The organism is Streptomyces sp. NPDC053750, from assembly GCF_044544295.1.
GTDB lineage: Bacteria > Actinomycetota > Actinomycetes > Streptomycetales > Streptomycetaceae > Streptomyces.
Map to the genome: position 1 here is coordinate 1,161,474 of NZ_JBITXB010000001.1, position 19,737 is coordinate 1,181,210.

21 protein-coding genes are annotated in these 19,737 nt (G+C 71.5%); 13 read left to right on the forward strand and 8 right to left on the reverse strand.

Going from position 1 to position 19,737, the window contains the following annotated elements; translation table 11 throughout:
- Positions 1-5: 5 nt before the first annotated feature.
- Both ACIGO6_RS05170 and ACIGO6_RS05175 read left to right on the forward strand, forming a co-directional pair.
- Complete coding sequence (locus ACIGO6_RS05170) at positions 6-695, forward strand: DUF899 domain-containing protein (protein WP_399871403.1); 690 nt, start codon at positions 6-8, stop codon at positions 693-695.
- A gap of 155 nt (positions 696-850) precedes the next feature.
- Positions 851-1,033: a hypothetical protein gene (locus ACIGO6_RS05175; RefSeq protein ID WP_399871406.1), complete on the forward strand. Its 183-nt coding sequence runs from the start codon at positions 851-853 to the stop codon at positions 1,031-1,033.
- Positions 1,034-1,063: 30 nt separating this feature from the next.
- Here ACIGO6_RS05175 and ACIGO6_RS05180 read toward each other — a convergent pair whose 3' ends face one another.
- Positions 1,064-1,507, reverse strand: coding sequence for a hypothetical protein (locus tag ACIGO6_RS05180; protein WP_399871409.1), 444 nt, complete (start codon positions 1,505-1,507; stop codon positions 1,064-1,066).
- Positions 1,498-2,148 carry an ATP-binding protein gene (locus tag ACIGO6_RS05185; protein ID WP_399871412.1) on the reverse strand — a complete coding sequence of 217 codons (651 nt, stop codon included), beginning with the start codon at positions 2,146-2,148 and terminating at the stop codon, positions 1,498-1,500. The genes ACIGO6_RS05180 and ACIGO6_RS05185 overlap by 10 nt, the downstream gene beginning before the upstream one ends.
- Positions 2,149-2,394: 246 nt before the next feature.
- Here ACIGO6_RS05185 and ACIGO6_RS05190 point away from each other — a divergent pair, with 246 nt between their 5' ends.
- The 3 genes from ACIGO6_RS05190 (at position 2,395) to ACIGO6_RS05200 (ending at position 4,428) form a co-directional block, all read left to right on the forward strand.
- Positions 2,395-3,255: a helix-turn-helix transcriptional regulator gene (locus tag ACIGO6_RS05190; protein ID WP_399871415.1), complete on the forward strand. Its 861-nt coding sequence runs from the start codon at positions 2,395-2,397 to the stop codon at positions 3,253-3,255.
- On the forward strand, positions 3,256-3,531 hold the full coding sequence (locus ACIGO6_RS05195) for a DUF397 domain-containing protein (RefSeq protein WP_399871417.1): 276 nt from the start codon (positions 3,256-3,258) through the stop codon (positions 3,529-3,531).
- Positions 3,532-3,621: 90 nt separating this feature from the next.
- Positions 3,622-4,428, forward strand: coding sequence for an SAM-dependent methyltransferase (locus ACIGO6_RS05200; protein WP_399871420.1), 807 nt, complete (start codon positions 3,622-3,624; stop codon positions 4,426-4,428).
- A gap of 16 nt (positions 4,429-4,444) precedes the next feature.
- Here the strand turns inward: ACIGO6_RS05200 and ACIGO6_RS05205 are convergent, their stop codons facing one another.
- A complete protein-coding gene (locus ACIGO6_RS05205; RefSeq protein WP_399871423.1) occupies positions 4,445-5,935 on the reverse strand; it encodes a glutamate synthase subunit beta in 1,491 nt (496 codons plus the stop codon).
- A 122-nt stretch (positions 5,936-6,057) separates the two neighbouring features.
- Positions 6,058-6,537, reverse strand: coding sequence for a DUF1772 domain-containing protein (locus tag ACIGO6_RS05210; RefSeq protein WP_399871425.1), 480 nt, complete (start codon positions 6,535-6,537; stop codon positions 6,058-6,060).
- Between the two features lie 163 nt (positions 6,538-6,700).
- Between ACIGO6_RS05210 and ACIGO6_RS05215 the strand changes: the two genes are divergently transcribed.
- Together ACIGO6_RS05215 and ACIGO6_RS05220 are read left to right on the forward strand one after the other, a co-directional pair.
- Entirely contained in the window at positions 6,701-7,333 is a 633-nt protein-coding gene (locus ACIGO6_RS05215) for a uridine kinase (RefSeq protein WP_399871429.1), read from the forward strand.
- Positions 7,334-7,438: 105 nt separating this feature from the next.
- Positions 7,439-8,236 carry a methyltransferase domain-containing protein gene (locus ACIGO6_RS05220; protein ID WP_399871432.1) on the forward strand — a complete coding sequence of 266 codons (798 nt, stop codon included), beginning with the start codon at positions 7,439-7,441 and terminating at the stop codon, positions 8,234-8,236.
- A gap of 61 nt (positions 8,237-8,297) precedes the next feature.
- Here the strand turns inward: ACIGO6_RS05220 and ACIGO6_RS05225 are convergent, their stop codons facing one another.
- Together ACIGO6_RS05225 and ACIGO6_RS05230 are read right to left on the reverse strand one after the other, a co-directional pair.
- Positions 8,298-9,215 carry a carbohydrate kinase family protein gene (locus ACIGO6_RS05225; RefSeq protein ID WP_399871434.1) on the reverse strand — a complete coding sequence of 306 codons (918 nt, stop codon included), beginning with the start codon at positions 9,213-9,215 and terminating at the stop codon, positions 8,298-8,300.
- A complete protein-coding gene (locus ACIGO6_RS05230; RefSeq protein WP_399871651.1) occupies positions 9,212-10,117 on the reverse strand; it encodes a pseudouridine-5'-phosphate glycosidase in 906 nt (301 codons plus the stop codon). Before ACIGO6_RS05230 ends, ACIGO6_RS05225 begins: the two co-directional genes overlap by 4 nt.
- Before the next feature lie 126 nt (positions 10,118-10,243).
- Between ACIGO6_RS05230 and ACIGO6_RS05235 the strand changes: the two genes are divergently transcribed.
- On the forward strand, positions 10,244-10,672 hold the full coding sequence (locus ACIGO6_RS05235; protein ID WP_399871437.1) for a VOC family protein: 429 nt from the start codon (positions 10,244-10,246) through the stop codon (positions 10,670-10,672).
- 27 nt (positions 10,673-10,699) lie between these two features.
- On the opposite strand, the gene ACIGO6_RS05240 is transcribed toward ACIGO6_RS05235, so the two are convergent.
- Both ACIGO6_RS05240 and ACIGO6_RS05245 read right to left on the reverse strand, forming a co-directional pair.
- Positions 10,700-11,254 (reverse strand): methylated-DNA--[protein]-cysteine S-methyltransferase, encoded by a 555-nt coding sequence (locus ACIGO6_RS05240; protein WP_399871440.1) that lies wholly within the window; start codon positions 11,252-11,254, stop codon positions 10,700-10,702.
- Between the two features lie 37 nt (positions 11,255-11,291).
- Positions 11,292-12,188: a glycerophosphodiester phosphodiesterase gene (locus tag ACIGO6_RS05245; RefSeq protein WP_399871442.1), complete on the reverse strand. Its 897-nt coding sequence runs from the start codon at positions 12,186-12,188 to the stop codon at positions 11,292-11,294.
- Between the two features lie 312 nt (positions 12,189-12,500).
- Here ACIGO6_RS05245 and ACIGO6_RS05250 point away from each other — a divergent pair, with 312 nt between their 5' ends.
- The 5 genes from ACIGO6_RS05250 (at position 12,501) to ACIGO6_RS05270 (ending at position 19,652) form a co-directional block, all read left to right on the forward strand.
- Positions 12,501-13,379 carry an MHYT domain-containing protein gene (locus ACIGO6_RS05250; RefSeq protein ID WP_399871444.1) on the forward strand — a complete coding sequence of 293 codons (879 nt, stop codon included), beginning with the start codon at positions 12,501-12,503 and terminating at the stop codon, positions 13,377-13,379.
- Between the two features lie 40 nt (positions 13,380-13,419).
- Positions 13,420-15,567, forward strand: a complete 2,148-nt coding sequence (gene uvrB / locus ACIGO6_RS05255) for an excinuclease ABC subunit UvrB (protein WP_399871447.1) — start codon at positions 13,420-13,422, stop codon at positions 15,565-15,567.
- A gap of 142 nt (positions 15,568-15,709) precedes the next feature.
- The gene (locus tag ACIGO6_RS05260) at positions 15,710-16,288 is read left to right on the forward strand and encodes a TerD family protein (protein WP_399871450.1); all 579 of its coding nucleotides are present in this window, start codon (positions 15,710-15,712) and stop codon (positions 16,286-16,288) included.
- Positions 16,289-16,384: 96 nt separating this feature from the next.
- Positions 16,385-18,424, forward strand: a complete 2,040-nt coding sequence (locus tag ACIGO6_RS05265; RefSeq protein ID WP_399871453.1) for a TerD family protein — start codon at positions 16,385-16,387, stop codon at positions 18,422-18,424.
- A 250-nt stretch (positions 18,425-18,674) separates the two neighbouring features.
- A complete protein-coding gene (locus ACIGO6_RS05270) occupies positions 18,675-19,652 on the forward strand; it encodes a TerC/Alx family metal homeostasis membrane protein (protein ID WP_399871456.1) in 978 nt (325 codons plus the stop codon).
- Positions 19,653-19,737 lie beyond the last annotated feature (85 nt).

Below are 19,737 nucleotides of genomic sequence, written 5' to 3' on the forward strand. Positions count from 1 at the left end.
AGCCCATGTCGCTTCCCGAAATCGTCTCGCGCGCGGACTGGCGCGCGGCGCGCGAGGCCTTACTGGCCAAGGAGAAGGCGGCCACACGCGCGCGTGACGCGCTCAACGCCGAGCGGCGTGGGCTGCCCATGGTGGAGGTCGACAAGGAGTACGTGTTCGAAGGCGGCGACGGCAAGGCCACGCTGCTCGACCTCTTCGAGGGACGGGACCAGCTCGTCGTCTACCACTTCATGTTCGCGCCCGAGTGGGACGCCGGCTGCCGCAGCTGCTCGGCGTTCCTGGACCAGATCGGGCACCTCGCGCACCTGCGCGCCCGTGGCACGTCGTTCGCGGTCGTGTCCCGGGCGCCGTATCCGAAGATCCTGCCGTTCAAGGCGCGGATGGGCTGGACCGTGCCCTGGTACTCGTCGTACGTCAGCGACTTCAACGCCGACTTCGAGGTGACCCTCGAACACGAGGGCGAGCTGGTCGAGCGCCCCGGGCTCAGCTGCTTCCTGCGGGACCGCGACCGGGTCTTCCACACCTACTCGACGTACGAGCGCGGACTCGACGGACTCGGCTCGACCACCAGTCTGCTCGACCTGACCGCGCTCGGCCGGCAGGAGCAGTGGGAGAAACCCGAGGGGCGCGCGTCGGCTCTCGGGGCGCCTGCGGGAAGCGAGAGAATCCGATACCACGACGAGTACGAGGACTGACACGCACCGTAGCGAAAAGGGCCGAACGGCTGAGACGGCGCTCACACTTTGCGGTGAACGAGTGTCAACCATGTCTCAGTACCATCACCGCGCGAGGCGTTCACTCCATGGTTGGCGTTTAACTCTACGAGTACAGCGCTACATGGAGGTGCAGGGTGAACGGGCGAACGGTGCTCGAGCGCTTTCCCGCCGGCGGGCCGCGCGGATCCTGGCCCGCGGAGGAGTTCGCGCATGCGCGGCGTCTGGAGGGCCTGCCCGCCGAGGTCGTCATGGATCTCGCCACGGACACGTTCCTGGTCATCGTCCGCGGTGACGCCGCCGGTGACGCGGCAGCCTGAGGCGGGCCGCCCGGGGTGCGGGGGTCGCGCCTACGCGGTCACCGGCCGGGACCAGGTCGGCGTCGTGTCCGTCAGGCGGCACAGCGCCAGATAGAGCGGGATGGGCGGGGTGTACGGGACCGTGCCGTCCGGGCGGTGGATGAGGCAGGGAAGGCCCGGGGTGTCGGGGACCACCGCGCCGGTGGCGTAGCGCGCGGGCGCGGGCCACTCCAGGGCGTAGTCGGAGTCGGACGGGACGATCCACCACCAGTGCGCGTCGTCGGCGTAGACGCATCCCACGCGCGGCAGCCGGGGCATCACCAGGGGGCCGAAGCGGGCGGGTACCGCCACCGCGTCGCAGCCCAGCGGGACCGTCATGCCCTCGGGCACGGGCAGTCGCCGGGGTGTCGTCCCGGGGGCGCGCAGCCCGCGCTGGAGGCGGACCAGTGTGTCCAGGCCGAGTGATCGGTTGCCGGACGCCGTCCTCACAGCCATGCGGTCCCCGATTCGCCGCGCGTGTGCGGGAGGCGCGGGAGGTGTCCCTCCGCGTCTGCGTCGTCACCCGGGCCGTCGGCCGGGCCGGGCTTCGGACGGGCGCCCCAGCCCAGGTCGTTGCAGGGCTCGTCCGGGTCGCGCGGACCGTCGGCCCGGCGCGGCAGCTCGGCCCAGACCAGCAGCCCGGGGCCGTGCTCGTGGGCGCCCCACGCGTCGCACAGGGCGTCGACCAGGAGCAGCCCCCTGCCGTGCTCGTCCTCGGGCTGCTGATCGGCCGCGGGGTGGGGCTGGCCGGGGGCGCAGCCCTCGTCGCGTACGGCTATGCGCACCAGGTCGTCGCCGTCGTGCAACTCGCACACTATGTGGGTGCTCGCGGTGTGCACGATCGCGTTGGTCACCAGCTCGGAGACGACCAGCGCGGCGGTGTCGCAGGTGTCCTCGCACACCGACCAGCCGTTCAGCCGGGCTCGGGTCAGGCGTCTGGCCTGCGCGGGAGAGCCCGGGTGTGCGGCCAGCTCGAAACGGAACCGGCGCTCGGCAGCGGCAGCCCCCGCAAGGCCGGCTCCCATGGTGCCGGCGAGGCCCAGGGAGCCCGCGGCGGCGTCTGTTCCTAAGGGCGCGGACGGAATCACGCTTGCCACTATCGCCCCGCCGTGAACACTTGGCAAGTGTCACTCTGAAAAATGCAGAGTGCTGTGTGACGGTCTGGACGGCCGTGGCACACTGCTCGCAACAGCACGTCGAGCGGCGCCACTTCGGATCGCCGAGGGCCCTCCAGGGCTTTCGAACGAGTCTTCGAATGGCGCCGCCGGGCTGTCCGCACAAGGGCACTAGAGCGCAAGGGCACAAGAGCACAGGGGCTCTTCGGGACTCTCAGGAGGTGGGCGGTGAGCGAACCGCGGTCAGCGCCGACGGTCGGCCAGGTCGTCCTCGGCCGGCGCCTGCTGGACCTGCGGGAACGTGCCGGTCTCAAGCGCGAGGAAGCCGCCCGCATCCTACGCGTCGCACCCGCCACGGTCCGCCGGATGGAGATGGCCGAGGTCGCCCTCAAGATCCCGTACCTCCAGCTCCTGCTGAAGGCCTACGGCATCGGCGACGAGGAGGCCGAGGCCTTCGTCCGGCTGGCCGAGGACGCCAACAAGCCCGGATGGTGGCAGCGCTTCCACGACATCCTGCCGGGCTGGTTCTCCATGTACGTCAGCCTGGAGGGCGCCGCCTCGCTGATCCGGTCCTACGAGCCCCACTTCGTCCCCGGAGTGCTGCAGACCGAGGACTACGCGCGCGGCGTGCTCCGCTCGGGCGCCATCGGACAGACCCGGCCCGACGACATCGAGCGCCATGTCGCCCTGCGCATGCAACGCCAGGAACTGCTCACCCGTGAGGACGCGCCCCGGCTCTGGGTCGTCATGGACGAGACCGCCCTGCGCCGCCCCGTCGGGGGCCCGGAGGTGATGCGTGCCCAGATCGACAGGCTGCTCGAGGCCACGAAGCTGCCCAACGTGACGCTGCAGGTCGCCCCGTTCTCCAACGGGCCGCACCCCGGCACGTACGGGCCCTTCGTGCTGTTCCGATTCGCCATGCCGGAGCTTCCGGACATGGTCTACAGCGAGTACCTGACCGGCGCCGTCTACCTCGACGCGCGCGCCGAGGTGGCGACCCACCTCGAGGTCATGGACCGCATGGCGGCGCAGGCCGCCACGGCACACCGCACGAAGGAGATCCTCCGGGATCTCCGCAAGGAGCTGTGAATGAATCACATCAAAGCCCAGCGCTCGCCACGCAACCGCAGCGAGCGGATCTACAACGGCATGCCCGCCCGTGAACTGGGCAACGAGGGCTGGCACAAGCCGTGGAGCGGCGGCAACGGAGGCAACTGCCTGGAGGCCATGAAGCTCGCCGACGGCCGGATCGCGGTACGGCAGTCCACCGACCCCGACGGTCCCGCGCTGATCTACACCTCCGCCGAGATGACGGCCTTCATCGAGGGAGCGAAGGCGGGAGAGGCGGACTTCCTGCTGTCCTGAAACGCACGCCCTGTTGATTGTTGTTTTTAAGCTGTTTGGCACTGAGTCGATCACCTGTCGCAACGAGAACTCACCACCTGGGAGTGCGTCATGACCGGGCAGCACCGCACCGCCGAGATCGACACGAGCAAGCCGCACCCCGCGCGCATGTACGACTGGTATCTCGGCGGAAAGGACAACTACCCGGTCGACGAGGCGATGGGCCGGCAGATGCTCACGCTCGACCCGAGGGTGCCGGTGATGGCGCGGGTCAACCGCGCCTTCATGCACCGGGCCACCCGATGGCTGGCCGGCCACGGCGTCCGGCAGTTCCTGGACATCGGCACCGGCATACCGACCGAGCCCAACCTCCATCAGATCGCCCAGGAGATCGCACCCGAGTCCCGCGTCGTCTACTGCGACAACGACCCCATCGTGCTGGCCCACGCGGCGGCCCTGCTGCGCGGCACGCCCGAGGGGGAGACCGAGTACCTCCAGGCCGACGTGCGGGATCCGGACGCCATCCTGGACGGGGCCCGGAAGATCCTGGACTTCGACCGGCCCGTGGCGCTGTCGCTGGTCGCGCTGCTCCACTTCGTCTCCGACGAGGACGGCGCGCACGACCTGGTCCGCCGGCTGCTGCACGCGCTGCCCTCCGGCAGCCACCTGATCATGACCCACGCGACCGCCGACTTCACGCCGGAGGAGTCGCGGGCGGCCACCGAGAAGCTCAGGGCCGCCGGGGTCACCCTGGCCCTGCGCTCACGCGAGGAGTTCACCCGCTTCTTCGACGGCCTCGACCTGGTCGAGCCCGGCGTCGAGGTGCCCCACCGGTGGCACCCGGAGCTGGGCGAGCCGGTCGCCGGCCAGGACGACGGGGTCGTCCCGGGGTACGGGGCGGTGGCCCGTAAGCCTTAACCCGCAAGCCGTGCGTTCAGACGGTCATCGGCCGGTCGTAGGGGCCGACCGGCGCCGGCAGCCGGGTGCTGCCGCCCGACAGGTGGCGGTCGACGGCCGCCGCCACCGCACGCCCCTCCGCGATCGCCCACACGATCAGTGACTGGCCGCGAGCCGCGTCTCCGGCGGCGAACACCCCGGGGACATTGGTCGCGAAGCCCCCGTCCCGGGCGATCGTGCCACGGGGCTCCAGTGCCACCCCCAGTCCCTCGACGAGCCCGTCCTCCCGGTCGGGCCCGGAGAAGCCGAGGGCGAGCAGGACCAGGTCGGCGGGGAGCGACCGTTCGGTACCGGGCAGCGGGCGGCGCCCGGCGTCCACCCCGACCAGGTGCAGCGACCGCACATGCCCCTGCGCGTCACCGGTGAAGCGGAGGGTGGACGCGGCGAAGAGCCGCGCGTCCGCGTCCGCCGCCGGCGCGGACCGCAGGTCACGCGCCTCCTCGTGCGCGGCCGACAGCCGGTACAGCCGCGGATACGTCGGCCAGGGGTCGGCCTCCTCGTCGCGCTCCGCGCCCGGCTGGGCGTAGATGTCCAGCTGGGTCACGGACGCGGCGCGCTCCCGCACCGCGGTACCGAGACAGTCCGCGCCCGTGTCGCCGCCGCCGACGATGACCACGTGCTTCCCGGCGGCGGACAGCGGGGAGCTCTCCAGGTCGCCCTCGCGCACCCGGTTGGCCAGCGGCAGATACTCCATCGCCTGGTGGACACCGGCCAGCTCCCGGCCGGGTACGTCCAGTTCGCGCCACGCGGTCGCCCCGGTGGCGATCACCACCGCGTCGTAGCGTGCCCGCAGTCCGGCGGGGTCCACGTCCCGTCCGACCGCCGTCGACGTACGGAACTTCGTCCCCTCGGCCCGCATCTGGTCGATGCGCCGCTCCAGGTGGTGCTTCTCCATCTTGAACTCGGGGATGCCGTACCGCATCAGCCCGCCGATCCGGTCGTCCCGCTCGTAGACGGCGACCGTGTGTCCGGCCCGGGTGAGCTGCTGTGCCGCGGCGAGTCCGGTGGGCCCCGATCCGATCACCGCGACCGTCCTGCCGGACAGCCGGTCCGGGGGGCGCGGCGGGGTGAAACCCTCCTCCCAGGCCTTGTCGGCGATCGCGCACTCGACGTTCTTGATGGTGACGGCCGGCTGGTTGATGGCGAGCACACAGCCCGCCTCGCACGGTGCCGGGCACAACCGGCCGGTGAACTCGGGGAAGTTGTTCGTCGCGTGCAGGCGTTCGCTCGCCGCCTCCCAGTCCGACCGGGCGACCAGGTCGTTCCACTCCGGGATCAGGTTGCCGAGGGGACAGGCCTGGTGGCAGAAGGGGACGCCGCAGTCCATGCAGCGGTCGGCCTGCTTGCCGACGATCGGCAGCAGCGCGCCCGGGACGTACACCTCGTTCCAGTCCCGGACCCGCTCCCCGGCCGGCCTGCGGGGCCACTCCTCGCGGGGCGTGATCAGGAAACCCTTGGGATCGGCCATGGCCGTCTTCCTTGCGTGCGGGGTGGCAGGCCGGGCGTCGTCGGGCGGCGCTCTCCCGGCCCACGATACGTCCGGCCGGTCCCGCGCGCGTGCCGGCGCAAGGCCGCGGTGGCGCCGGGCTCTCAGGCGAGGGCCAGCACGTACGCCACCGAGGCCGCGGCCGAGGCGCCCGTGCGGACGTGGTTCCACGCCGTCCACTCGCGCACGTACCGGGGCCACCGGCCCGCCGCCTCCGCGGTGCCCGGATCCAGCCGCAGCAGTGCGGTGTTGCGCGGCACATGGGCCGCCGCGGTCACCCCGAACGACCCGATCAGGTACAGCGCGCTGCCCAGGAGCAGCTCCACCGCGGCCTCCTTCGGCCACACCACGAACGTCACCACGGCGATCACCGCGGCCAGCACCGCGGTGCCGAGGAACACGACCATGAAGGGCGGCCGCACCGCCGCCGTGTTGACGGCGTTCATCGCGGCGACCCCCTGCGCCGGCGGGAGCGCGGCGAGCCCCCGCATGACGAAGGTCGAGAAGGCACAGAAGACGCCGGCCGTCAGACCGGTCCCGAGCACACCCAGCACGGTCAGCACGAAGTACGGTCCATCGGTCATGTCGTGTCGGCTCCCACCCGTCGAGTCGGTGCCCGCTCGGCACCGTCGGCTGTCGATCACCTCGAGTCAATCTCCGTCCGGGCACGGTGACCATGGCCGAGCGGCGCGAACGCATACGCGAGCGTCCAGGCGGGCGGACCGGTCGCCGGCGCATCATGGGCGGGTGCGACTGGAAGCGATCACCTGGGACCGGCTCGGCGACCTGCTTGCCGAGCGCCTGCTCGACCTGGAGCCCGACGACGGCAGCGCCTGGCCGCGCGTGGCCATCGACGGAGCTCCGGCCGCCCGGCCCGGCGACCTCGCGCAGCGGGTCTCCGCGGCCCTGCGCATCCGCGGCCGCCCGTCCCTCGTCGTCGGGACGGAGGGCTTCCTGCGTCCCGCATCGGTCCGCCTGGAGTACGGGCGGCAGGACGTCGAGGCCTACTACAACGGCTGGCACGACACGGGCGCCCTGTGGCGCGAGGTCTTCGATCCGCTCGGCCCCGACGGCGACGGACGGGTCCTGCCCGACCTGTGGGACCCGGTCACCGACCGCGCCACCCGCAGTCCCCACGTCGAGCTCCCGCGCCGCGGTGTGCTGCTGCTGCACGGTCCCTTCCTGCTGCGTCACTGGTTCCCCTTCGACCTGAGCGTCCACCTCGTCCTCACCCCCGGCGCCCTGCGCCGCCGCTCGCCCCAGACCGAGCACTGGACCCTGCCCGCCTTCGAGCGCTACGAGGAGGAGGCCGACCCGTCCGGCACCGCCGACGTCCTGGTGCGTGCCGACGATCCACGGCATCCGGCGTGGAGCGGCTGATCCGCCCGGCGGCGCGACGGCAGCGTGCCTGCCCCGGCTCCGAGGGACCGTCGCGCCGGAGCGTCGACCACTTCGGGCAAGCCGCACAACTGGGATGATCGCCCCATGACGCGAACCGACGGCGGATACCTCCTGGACAACCGGCAGAACGAGGCGGCGGAGCGTTTCGACGCCTTCGCCACCCTCTTCGACCCCACCACGTTCCGGCACCTCGAAGCCCTCGGCGTCGGCCCCGGCTGGCGCTGCTGGGAAGTCGGGGCCGGCGGCACCTCCGTGGTCTCCTGGCTGGCCAAGAAGGTGGGCCCGACCGGCCGGGTCGTCGCGACCGACATCGACACCACGCGGGTCGCCCCGGTCGCCCGCCCACCGCTCGAGGTGCGCGTGCACGACGTGGGCGCGGAGGAACCACCGGGGGAGGGATTCGACCTGGTGCACGCCCGGCTCGTACTCGTCCATGTGCCGGAACGGGACAGGGCGTTGCGGTCGATGGCCAAGGCCCTGCGGCCGGGCGGCCGGCTTCTGGTCGAGGATGCCGATCCTGCCCTGCAGCCCCTGCTCTGCCCCGACGAGCACGGACCCGACCAGCAGTTGGCGAACCGACTGCGGCACGGCTTCCGCCAGCTGCTCGCCGGTCGTGGCGCCGACCTCTCCTACGGGCGCCGGCTCCCGCGTCTGCTCCGGGAGGCGGGGCTGCTCCGGGTGGAGGCCGACGCCTACTTCCCGGTCGCCTCGGTCGCCTGTGCCGTGCTGGAGTCCGCGACGATCCGTCAGGTCCGTGACCGGCTGGTCGAAGCCGGTGTCGCCACGCACGAGGACATCGACCGCCACCTCGTGAACGTCGCGTCCGGCGACATGGACCTCGCGACGGCTCCGATGATCTCGGCGTGGGGGCGCAAGGCGTAGCGGAGCGGGAGACCGGTCGGCTGCGTTGTGCGCCCCTCAACACACCCGCCATGTGCGGTCGTCAGTCCGCTGTCCGTGGGGGCCTCGCGCCGACCCGCTCGACCGCCCTCGCCCCCGCCTTGCAGCCCGCCACCGCCGCCGCCACGGGCTCCTCGCCTGAGACCAGCGCGGCGAGGAACGCGCCGGTGAAGGCGTCACCGGCGCCCGTAGTGTCCCGGGGTGATGCCGGGGCGGCCGGCACACGCGCGTGCACGGCGCCGGACCGGGCCACCAGGGCTCCCTCCGCCCCCTGTTTGACGATCACCATCGGGACGTGTCGGCTCAGCTTCGCCGCCGCGTCCGCCGGGTCGGGCAGTCCGGTGAGCAGACACGCCTCGTCACGGCTGGGCAGCAGTACGTCCACTCCCGCCACCAGGTCCAGGAAACGGTCGACGCCCAGCTCCGTCAGGAATCCCGCGGAGGCCGGATCCAGGCTGACCGGCACTCCACGCGCGCGTGCCGCGGCCAGGGTGACGGACACCAGAGCGCGGCTCGTGTCCGAGAACAGCAGGTAGCCCGACAGGTGCAGCCGCGCGACGCCGTCGAGCAGCGCGCCCGACCAGTCGCCGGGACCGAGCCGCAGCGACGCCCCGCTGTCCGTCAGGAACGTCCGCTCGGCCGAGTCGCCCGTGTCGACCAGGCAGATCACCGTACCCGTCGGCGCCGCCGCGTCGACGACCAGGACGGGGCGCACACCGCGGGCGACCAGCTCCCGCTCGTGCCAGGCCGCCGCGTCCGCGCCGACCCGCCCCAGCAGCCGTACGTCGCGGCACCCCGCGTGGGCGGCCCAGCAGGCCACGTTCGCCCCCGCCCCGCCGGGCAGCCGCCGGATCGAGGCGGCCGTGTCCGTGCCGGCGGCCAGCGGCCCCCGGTGCCGGGCGACGACGTCCGTGACGACGTCCCCGACGACCAGCAGCGCGCCGCCCGGCCCCGCGGTCACGGCGCGGTCCAGGCCGCCGCGATGCGTGCCGCCAGCCGTACGTTCCCGCGCACCGCCGCCAGGTTGGCGCTCAGCGAGGCGCCGTCGGTGTGCCGGACCAGGTGGTCGAGCAGGAACGGCGTGACCGCCTGGCCCGTGACTCCCTCCTCCTCGCACGCGTGCAGCGCGTCGGTGAGGACCCGCGCGTGCAGTGCGGGATCGAGCTGCTCCTCCTCGGGGACCGGGTTGGCGACGACGAGCGCGGACTCCGGCCCGCCCAGCGCGTCCTGCGCCCGCATGGCCGCCGCCACCTGCTCCGGGGTGTCCAGCCTCCAGTCCACCGGATGCCCCGAGTCGGACAGGTAGAAGCCGGGGAAGCGGTCCGTGCCGTAGCCGGCCACCGGGACACCCAGCGTCTCCAGCCGTTGCAGGGTCGCCGGCACGTCCAGGATGGACTTCACGCCCGCGCAGACCACCGTGATGCGGGTGCGCGCCAGCAGGCCCAGGTCGGCCGACTCGTCCTGCGTCACCGTCCACTGCCGGTGCACGCCGCCGAGCCCGCCGGTCGCGAAGACCCGCACCCCCGCCAGGGACGCCAGCAGGGCGGTCGCCGAGACGGTGGTCGCCCCGCTCGCGCCGGCGGCCACCGCGAGCGGCAGGTCCCGGTGCCCCAGCTTGCGGACACCGTCCTCGTTCGCAACCCGCTCCAGCTGCTGCTTGTCCAGGCCGATGTGCGGCCGGCCGTCCAGTACGGCGATCGTCGCCGGTATCGCGCCCTCCCGCCGCACCGCCTCTTCCAGCTCCCGAGCCACCAGCAGATTGCGCGGCCGGGGCAGCCCGTGCGCGATGATCGTGGACTCCAGCGCCACCACCGGGCGGCGCGCGTCGAGCGCGGCCCGTACCTCTTCCGACACCATCAGCATCACGCGTCTGCCTCCTGTCCGTCGGTCCTCCCTCATCTCTGGCGGGCCGGGGCCCGGGCCAAACCCGAAGGCGCCCTCACCCCGGGCCCCTTGCGGCGCCCGGGACGGACCACGAGCCTGGACACCATGACGGACCACACGACACGTCTCGACCATGTGGTGCTCTGGGTGCGCGACCCGGTCGCCGCAGCCGGCTTCTACGAGAAGGTCCTGGGGACGGAGCCCCTGCGCGTCACCGAGTACGCCGCGGGCACGGTGAGCTTCCCCTCCGTGCGCCTCAACGACGAGACCATCCTCGACCTCGCGCCGCACTCCATGGCGGAGCGCATGCGGGTGGTTCCCGGCGCCGACGGCAGCGCGGGCCATCCCGTCAACCACATCTGCCTGGCCCTCTCACCGCACGACTTCGACGCCCTGCGCGCACGGCTGGAGGAACAGGCGATCCCGGTCTCGGACCTCTCCTACGACTCCTACGGCGCCCGCGGCCTCGCCAGGCGCAGCTTCTACTTCGGCGACCCGGACGGCAACATCTTCGAGGCACGGCACTACGAGTAGCCCTCCGCGTCCCGAGAGCCGGACGCCTCAGAACAGCGGCTGGGGCAGCACGCCCTCCAGCGCGAGCAACTGCCGCTTGGTGTCCACGCCGCCCCCGAACCCGCCGATGCCGCCGTCGCGCTCGACGACCCGGTGGCAGGGCACGACGACCGGCAGGGGATTGGCGCCCATCGCCATGCCCACCGCCTGGGCGGCGCCCGGCTGACCCACCCGGTCGGCGAGGTCGCCGTACCCGACGACCGAGCCGTAGGGGACGCCGGACGCCAGCTCCCGCAGCACCTCCCGGTGGAAGCCCGAGATCAGCGACCAGTCCAGCGGCACGTCGAAGTCGCGCCGCTCGCCCGCGAAGTAGGCCTCCACCTGCCGTTTCGCCTCGGTCAGCAGCGGGGAGCCGGGCGCCCGGACGGGCTGCGCGCCCAAGCGGGACGCGAGCCGGCCGAGCGCCCGGTCGCGCACCGCGTCGGTGGCGTGGAACACGACATTGACCAGGCCGTCGCGGGTGGCCGCCAGCAGCAGCGGACCAATACCGGTGTCCACGACGGTCCACACGACCCGCTGCTCGTCCTGCCCATGGCTGTCCATGCGCCCACGGTACGACCAGCCACTGACAACGCCCGGATCACCGGCCGGAAGGGTTCACCTCCGCGCGCACGGCGCCCCGCACGACGTCCGGCCGGTTGGAGATGATGCCGTCGACGTCGTACGCGGCGACCCGCCGGGCGGTGTCCGCATCGTCGATGGTCCAGGTGTAGACCTCCATCGACCGGCCGTGCGGCCCCGTGAACGACTGGACCGCGGCGACGTAGCTCACGGAGAGGGAGCCGTACCAGGGGTTGATCTGGTCGGTGAACTGCGCGTACGCGGGCAGCTCGGTCACCGACGGAGTGCCCAGGAATCCGGTCTTGACGGCCGGCGCGAGCTCGTGGACGGTCCGGATGCTGTCCGCGCTGAAGCTCTGCACGATCAGCCGGCCGGCCACGTGCGGCCGGTCGAGCCAGCCCTCGTTGGCGAGGACCTTGAGGGTCTCCTGCTCGATGCCCGGATAGAGGCCGGGGTTCTTCACCTCCAGGAGCAGCTTCTGGTGGTTGTGCTCCACGCGGTCCACGTACTGCTTCAGCGTCGGCACGCGCGCGCCCGCGTACTGGGCCCCGAACCAGCTCCCCGCGTCCAGCCGTGCGATCTCCCCCGCGGTGAAGTCCTTCACCATCCAGGGCGCCCGGTCGGGGAAGACCTCCTCCACATCGGTCGTGCGCCGCAGGTTGTCGTCGTGGAGGACGACGAGTTCGCCGTCCCGGGTGCGCTGGACGTCGTTCTCCACCCAGCGGATGCCCAGTTCGTCCGCCTTGTCGACGGCGGCCAGCGTGTTCTCCGGGGCGTACGCGGAAGCTCCCCTGTGGGCGATGACCAAGGGCCGGTCGGCATCGGCGTCGTGGGTGGCCCGGGCGTGAGAGAGAGGAGCCTGCAGGGCGGCTCCCAGAAGCACGGTGGTCGTGACGGCAACTGCGCGCGCGTGCATGTGTACTCCTCGCGTCGGGCGATCACGGACAGCACCACTGTGACATCGGACAGTCAACGGGAGGGGGGTGCAGAATGGCCACGGGCTGAATGGAGTTGCTCAACTCCGCTCACCGGGGCCGCACACCTGGGGCAAACCCGTGATTCTTTGCCGGAGACCCGTGATTCTTTGTCGGAGAATCGTTCGACCATTCCGGTGGGAGTCATACTTTCTGCCTCGCCCCTGACCGCTCGCGTGGTCCCGGGCAGGGGCGCGCACCAGGGAGCCCCGGGACGTGAACCGGGGCGTAAGAAGGCGGAAGGGCAGCCGCACATGCAAGGCACGGTCGACGGATTCAGCTACGGACTCGTCACACCGCTGGTGGCCTACCTCATGGCCTGCCTGGGCGGTGCCCTAGGTCTGCGCTGCACCACCAGGTCCATGCTGGTCACCCAGTCCTGGCGCCCGGGGTGGCTCGCCCTCGGCTCGGCTGCGATCGGCTCCGGCATCTGGACCATGCACTTCATCGCCATGATGGGGTTCACGGTCGAGCACACGCCGATCCGGTACGACTGGCTGATGACGTTCGCGAGCCTGGCCGTCGCCATCGTCATGGTGGGTGTGGGGATCTTCATCGTCGGCTACCGGGGAGCGCGGGGCACGGCCCTGTTCACCGGGGGCACCATCACCGGACTGGGCATCGCCTCGATGCACTACCTGGGCATGGCCGGCATGCGGCTGGACGGGCAGCTGACGTACAACACGTTCACCGTGGCCGCGTCCGTCGTCATAGCCATGGCCGCCGCCACCGCCGCCCTGTGGGCGGCCGGGCAGGTCCGGGGCTTCCTGTGGAGCGTGGGCGCCAGCCTGGTGATGGGTCTGGCCGTCACCGGCATGCACTACACGGGCATGGCCGCCCTCGAGGTCCATCTCCACGGCACGACCGAACCCTCCTCCGGCGGGTCGCCGGCCGAGCTGCTGGCCCCCATGCTGATCGGTCCGCTCGCCTTCCTCGTCCTCGCCGGGGTCGTGGTGATGTTCGACCCCCTGATGGTCATGGGCAAGCCCGCCCGGGCCCCCGTCGAGCGCAAACCGGGCATCCCCGCGCGCTCCGAGCCCCCGCAACCGGTCCGTCACCCGGCGCACCCCCCTGCCCGCCGCACGCGCCGCCCCCTCGTCCACCGGCGTTCCCGCGCTCCGCAGAACCGCTGATCCGGACCCGTTGTCAGTGGGGGGTCGTACGGTGGAACGCATGCGGCCCGTTTCCCAGATCGAACGTACGGTGGCGCCCTTCGAGGTCGTCAGCCCCTACCAGCCCAATGGCGACCAGCCGGCGGCGATCGCCGAGCTGGCCCGGCGTGTCGAAGCAGGTGAGAAGGATGTCGTCCTGCTCGGCGCCACCGGTACCGGCAAGTCCGCCACCACGGCGTGGATGATCGAGAAGCTCCAGCGCCCCACCCTCGTGATGGCGCCGAACAAGACCCTGGCCGCCCAGCTGGCGAACGAGTTCCGCGAGCTCCTGCCGAACAACGCGGTCGAGTACTTCGTCTCGTACTACGACTACTACCAGCCCGAGGCCTACGTCCCGCAGTCGGACACCTACATCGAGAAGGACTCCTCGATCAACGAGGAGGTGGAGCGCCTGCGCCACTCCGCGACCAACTCGCTGCTCACCCGCCGTGACGTGGTCGTGGTCGCCTCCGTCTCCTGCATCTACGGCCTCGGCACCCCGCAGGAGTACGTGGACCGCATGGTCCCGCTCCGGGTCGGCGAGGAACACGACCGGGACGAGTTGCTGCGCCGCTTCGTGGACATCCAGTACACGCGCAACGACATGGCCTTCGCACGGGGCACCTTCCGGGTGCGCGGCGACACCATCGAGATCTTCCCGGTGTACGAGGAGCTCGCCGTCCGCATCGAGATGTTCGGCGACGAGATCGAGGCCCTGTCCACGCTCCACCCGGTCACCGGGGAGATCATCAGCGACGACCAGCAGCTGTACGTCTTCCCGGCCTCTCACTACGTCGCGGGCCCCGAGCGCCTGGAACGGGCCGTCAACGACATCGAGAAGGAGCTGGCCGAGCGCCTGACCGAGCTGGAGAAGCAGGGCAAGCTCCTGGAGGCCCAGCGACTGCGGATGCGCACCACGTACGACATCGAGATGCTCCGCCAGATCGGCTCGTGCTCCGGCGTGGAGAACTACTCCATGCACTTCGACGGCCGCTCGCCCGGCTCCCCGCCGAACACCCTGCTCGACTACTTCCCGGACGACTTCCTGCTCGTCATCGACGAGTCGCACGTCACCGTGCCGCAGATCGGCGCCATGTACGAGGGCGACGCCTCCCGCAAGCGGACCCTGGTCGACCACGGCTTCCGGCTGCCCTCCGCGCTCGACAACCGCCCGCTGAAGTGGGAGGAGTTCCAGGGGCGCATCGGACAGACCGTGTACCTGTCGGCGACCCCGGGCGCCTACGAGCTCTCCCGCTCGGACGGCGCCGTCGAGCAGATCATCCGTCCCACCGGACTCGTCGACCCGGAGGTCGTCGTCAAGCCCACCGAGGGGCAGATCGACGACCTGGTGCACGAGATCCGCAAGCGGACCGAGAAGGACGAGCGCGTCCTGGTCACCACGCTCACCAAAAAGATGGCCGAGGACCTCACCGACTACTTCCTGGAGCTCGGCATCCAGGTCCGCTATCTGCACAGTGACGTCGACACCCTGCGCCGCGTCGAGCTGCTGCGCGAGCTGCGGGCCGGCGAGTACGACGTCCTGGTCGGCATCAACCTCCTCAGGGAGGGCCTCGACCTGCCCGAGGTCTCCCTGGTGGCGATCCTCGACGCCGACAAGGAGGGCTTCCTGCGCTCCGGCACCTCCCTGATCCAGACCATCGGCCGCGCGGCGCGCAACGTCTCCGGACAGGTCCACATGTACGCCGACAAGATCACGCCGGCGATGGAGAAGGCCATCGACGAGACCAACCGCCGCCGCGAGAAGCAGATCGCGTTCAACAAGGCGAACGGCATCGACCCGCAGCCGCTCCGCAAGAAGATCAACGACATCGTCGCCCAGATCGCCCGCGAGGACGTCGACACCGAGCAGCTGCTCGGCTCGGGCTACCGCCAGGCCAAGGACGGCAAGGGCGCCAAGGCTCCCGTGCCCGCCCTCGGCGGCCGGACGACGGCCGGTGCCAAGCCGGCCCAGGGCAAGGGGGCCAAGGCCAAGGAGACGGTGCCGACGGACCGTCCCGCGGCGGAGCTGGCCGGACAGATCGAGGACCTCACGGCTCGTATGCGTGCGGCCGCCGCGGACCTGCAGTTCGAGATCGCGGCCCGGCTGCGCGACGAGGTCTCCGAGATGAAGAAGGAACTGCGCCAGATGAAGGAGGCCGGGCTGGCCTGACGGCCCCGGCCGGGCACGCGCTGTGTTGCAAGACCGACACAAAGTTCGGTCCTGGGTGGGGCAGTGTCAGTGCCCCTGCGTAGGGTTCTGGTCAACCGCGGGCGCCGCGGCAACAGGGGACAGCTCGAGAGGGGATCAGCGCGTGACCGTCAACATGACCAAGGGTCAGGCCATCAGTCTGCAGAAGAACGACGGCGGCAGCCTGACATCGGTGCGCATGGGTCTCGGCTGGCAGGCGGCTCCCCGGCGCGGCCTGTTCGGCTCGCGCACCCGGGAGGTCGACCTCGACGCCTCCGCCGTCCTGTTCGCGGACAAGCAGCCCGTCGACGTCGTCTTCTTCCGCCACCTGGTGAGCGACGACGGCTCGGTGCGCCACACCGGTGACAACCTGGTCGGCGGTGTCGGCCAGGGCGGCGACGACGAGGCGATCCTCGTCGACCTGCAGCGCGTTCCGGTCCACATCGACCAGATCGTCTTCACCGTGAACTCCTTCACGGGCCAGACCTTCCAGGAAGTGCAGAACGCGTTCTGCCGTCTGGTCGACGAGACCAACGGCCAGGAGCTCGCCCGCTACACCCTGGCCGGCGGCGGCGCCTACACGGCCCAGGTCATGGCGAAGGTGCACCGGGTGGGCCAGGGCTGGTCGATGACGGCCCTCGGTTCCCCGGCCAACGGCCGCACCTTCCAGGACCTGATGCCGGCGATCCTGCCGGTCCTGTAGCGGACCCGCGCCAGCCGGCCGGTCCCGTGGGGCGGACTCGGCGGGCGGTGCACGACCCATCATGAGTGGCGCACGAGTGACACAGGGGGAAGGGCGATGACGGCCGAGCTGACGCGGGGGCAGAACCACCCGCTTCCCCGGGCCCGTCTCGAGATCCGGGTCTCGGCCGGCACCCCGGTCGTGGCCGGAGCCACGCTCGGCGACGAGAACGGCAAGGTGCACGGCGTCGAGTGGGTGGCCCACCCGGGCACACCGACCCTGCCGGGTCTGGAGGTCTCCCGTCAGGCGGCCCCCGACCATCGCCTCGCCGTGGACCTGGACGCCGTGCCGGACGCCGTGCACCGCGTCAGTGTGCTGCTCGCCCTGCCCACCGGTGGGACGGGACCCGCCCGCTTCGGCGCCGTGGCCGCCCCCTTCGTCGCCGTCACGGGCCTCGACGGCAGCGAGGTCGCCAGCTACACCATCACCGGCCTGGAGGCCGAGTCCGCCGTCGTCGCGCTCGAGCTCTACCGACGGCAGGGTGCCTGGAAGGTGCGCGCCATCGGCCAGGGCTACGCGGGCGGCCTCGCCGCGCTCCTCACCGACCAGGACCTCCCGCAGGCCCACCAGCTCGCCGGCGACATCCACGAGGCGGTGGCCCGAGGTCTGGCCCGTTCCGTGCCGGCGCCTCCGGCGCGGACGACCGACGGCGACCGCTCCCGGCCGGCCGCCGCTCCGGCACACGGCCCGGACCACGGCGCCACCGCACCCCAGGGCGTCACCGGCCCCGTACCGCCGACGTCCCCGTACGACTCCCAGGACTCACCCGGCCCGCAGTCGCCCGCCGCTCCGGGTCAGCACGGAACGCCGCAGCCGTACCCCGGCGGACCGGGGGACTCCGCCACCGGCCTGCCGTCCGCGTCCGGTGGCGGCGGACCGATCGACTACAGCCACCCGCGTCGGCAGACCGGCGCCCCGCCTCCGCCCGCGCCGACCGCGCCCCCCGCCGCGCCGGGGCAGCCGGCCCGGCCCGTCGCGGGCGACGCCACCGGCTGGTCCATGGAAGAGCGGCTCTACAACCAGGTGTGGGGCATGTTCGAGGACCTGGCCCGCACCACCGCCGCCTACCGCAGCGCCGTCGACTTCGCCGACTCGCGCAGGGAGAAGGAGCTCGACCAGGTCCTGTCCGACCCGCGCAGCCGGATCGGCGGGCAGGGCGACGCCGCACGGGAGGCGGCGCGCGCCCGGTACGGACAGCTCGTGGCCCAGGCCAAGGAGGTCCTGGACCGGGACGTGGCCCAGCTGGCGGCCGAGGCGGAGGTCGTCGAGCCCGCCCTGCCCACGGCCTATGCGCGCTGGGACAATCCCGTCTGGCACGCCTACCGCGTGCCCATGGAGATCCCCATGGCCGTGCGGCTGGGTGACCTTCATCTGCCCGAGGCCGACCGGATACGCATCCCGATGCTGGTCCGGCTGCCGCTGGAGCGCGGGCTGTGGATCGACAGCGGGCGTTCCGGCTCGCTCGACGGTTCCTTCGCCGACTCCCACGAGATGCGGCGCCTGGGCCTGGAGACGGCGGTCGCGCACGCGGCCCGGCTGCTCGCCGTCTACCCGGCGGGCGAGTTCACCGTGCACGTCATCGACCCGGCCGGATCGGGTGCGCAGGCCCTGGCCCCCCTGGTGCAGACCGGGGTGCTCGCCGCCCCGCCCGCCGTGGGCGCCGCCGGGACGGCGGACGTACTCGCCCGCCTCACCCAGCGCGTCGACCTGGTGCAGATGGCGTTGCGCGCAGGGGCGCCCGACGCGCTCCCGCCGGGTCTCGACATCTCCCAGCAGCTACTGATCGTCAACGACTTCCCGCACGGTTTCGACGACCGGGCGGTGAACCAGCTGCGCTACCTCGCCGACGAGGGACCGGCCGTCGGTGTCCACCTCATGATGGTCGCCGACCGAGAGGAGTCCGCCGGCTACGGCCCGCTGCTGGACCCGCTGTGGCGCACCTTGCTGCGTCTGACTCCGGTGGCCGACGACCACCTCGCCGATCCATGGGTCGGGCACGCCTGGACCTACGAGCCCTCGCTCGTGCCGCCCGGCAGCCAGGTCCTCCAGCAGGTGCTCACCCAGGTCGCCGCGGCCCGTCGCACATGGGACAGGTGACGCCTTCGAGCTTGGCTTTTGAGCGTTATTTGCAAATCTCTTTACCATCCCTTGGGGAATGGGGTACTGTCATCCATACGGAGGGGAGTACTCCCTGTCTGTGCGGCGTACCCGTCAATACGGATCAGGCCAGATCCCGGGGCGTCGGCCCGTGGGTTCCGAACGCGTCACGCGTCCCGGACCCGGGTGGAAGAGACCTCCGGCAGCGACGACGCTGACATCTGCCGTGTGACGTACTGCCGGAGGCGTAGTGGAAGTTTCCGTGACCCTGTGGGTCCTGACCATCGTGGGCCTCGCCGCCCTGATCGCAGTCGATTTCTTCATCGGCCGCAAACCGCACGACGTATCGATCAAGGAAGCCGGGATCTGGACCGTCGTCTGGATCGTCCTCGCGGGCCTCTTCGGACTCGGCCTGCTCGTCTTCGGCGGCGGCCAGCCCGCCGGTGAGTTCTTCGCGGGCTTCATCACCGAGAAGTCGCTCAGCGTGGACAACCTCTTCGTCTTCGTCCTGATCATGGCGAAGTTCGCGGTTCCCTCGCAGTACCAGCAGCGCGTGCTCCTGATCGGTGTCCTCATAGCCCTGGTTCTCAGGGCTATCTTCATCGCCGCGGGTGCCGCGATCCTCGCCAGCTTCGCGTGGGTCTTCTACCTCTTCGGCGCCTTCCTGATCTGGACCGCCTGGAAGCTCATCCAGGAGGCCCGGGCCGACGAGGAGGACGAGGAGTACGAGGAGAACAAGCTGCTCAAGGCCGCCGAGCGCCGCTTCGGCGTCGCCGACCGATACCACGGCACCAAGCTGTGGATCGAGGAGAACGGCAAGCGCATCATGACCCCGATGCTGGTCGTGATGCTCGCGATCGGCACCACCGACGTGCTCTTCGCGCTCGACTCCATCCCGGCGATCTTCGGCCTGACCCAGGACCCGTACATCGTGTTCACGGCCAACGCGTTCGCCCTGATGGGTCTGCGACAGCTGTACTTCCTCATCGGCGGTCTGCTGAAGAAGCTGGTCCACCTGTCGTACGGTCTGTCGATCATCCTGGGCTTCATCGGCGTCAAGCTGGTGCTGCACGCGCTGCACGAGTCCGGGGTCCACGTGCCCGAGATCAGCATCCCGGTCTCGCTCGGTGTGATCTGCTCCGTCCTGATCGTCACCACGATCACCAGCCTCCGGGCCTCCAAGAAGCAGGCGGAGGCGGAAGCGGCCAAGGACAGCGTCGGGGCCTGACCGCGTACGACCGGTCTCCGGTCGGGCGTGGCCAACCCTCACGGGGAGCGGCGGGCGGCGATGAGCCGCCCGCCGCTCCCCGTTC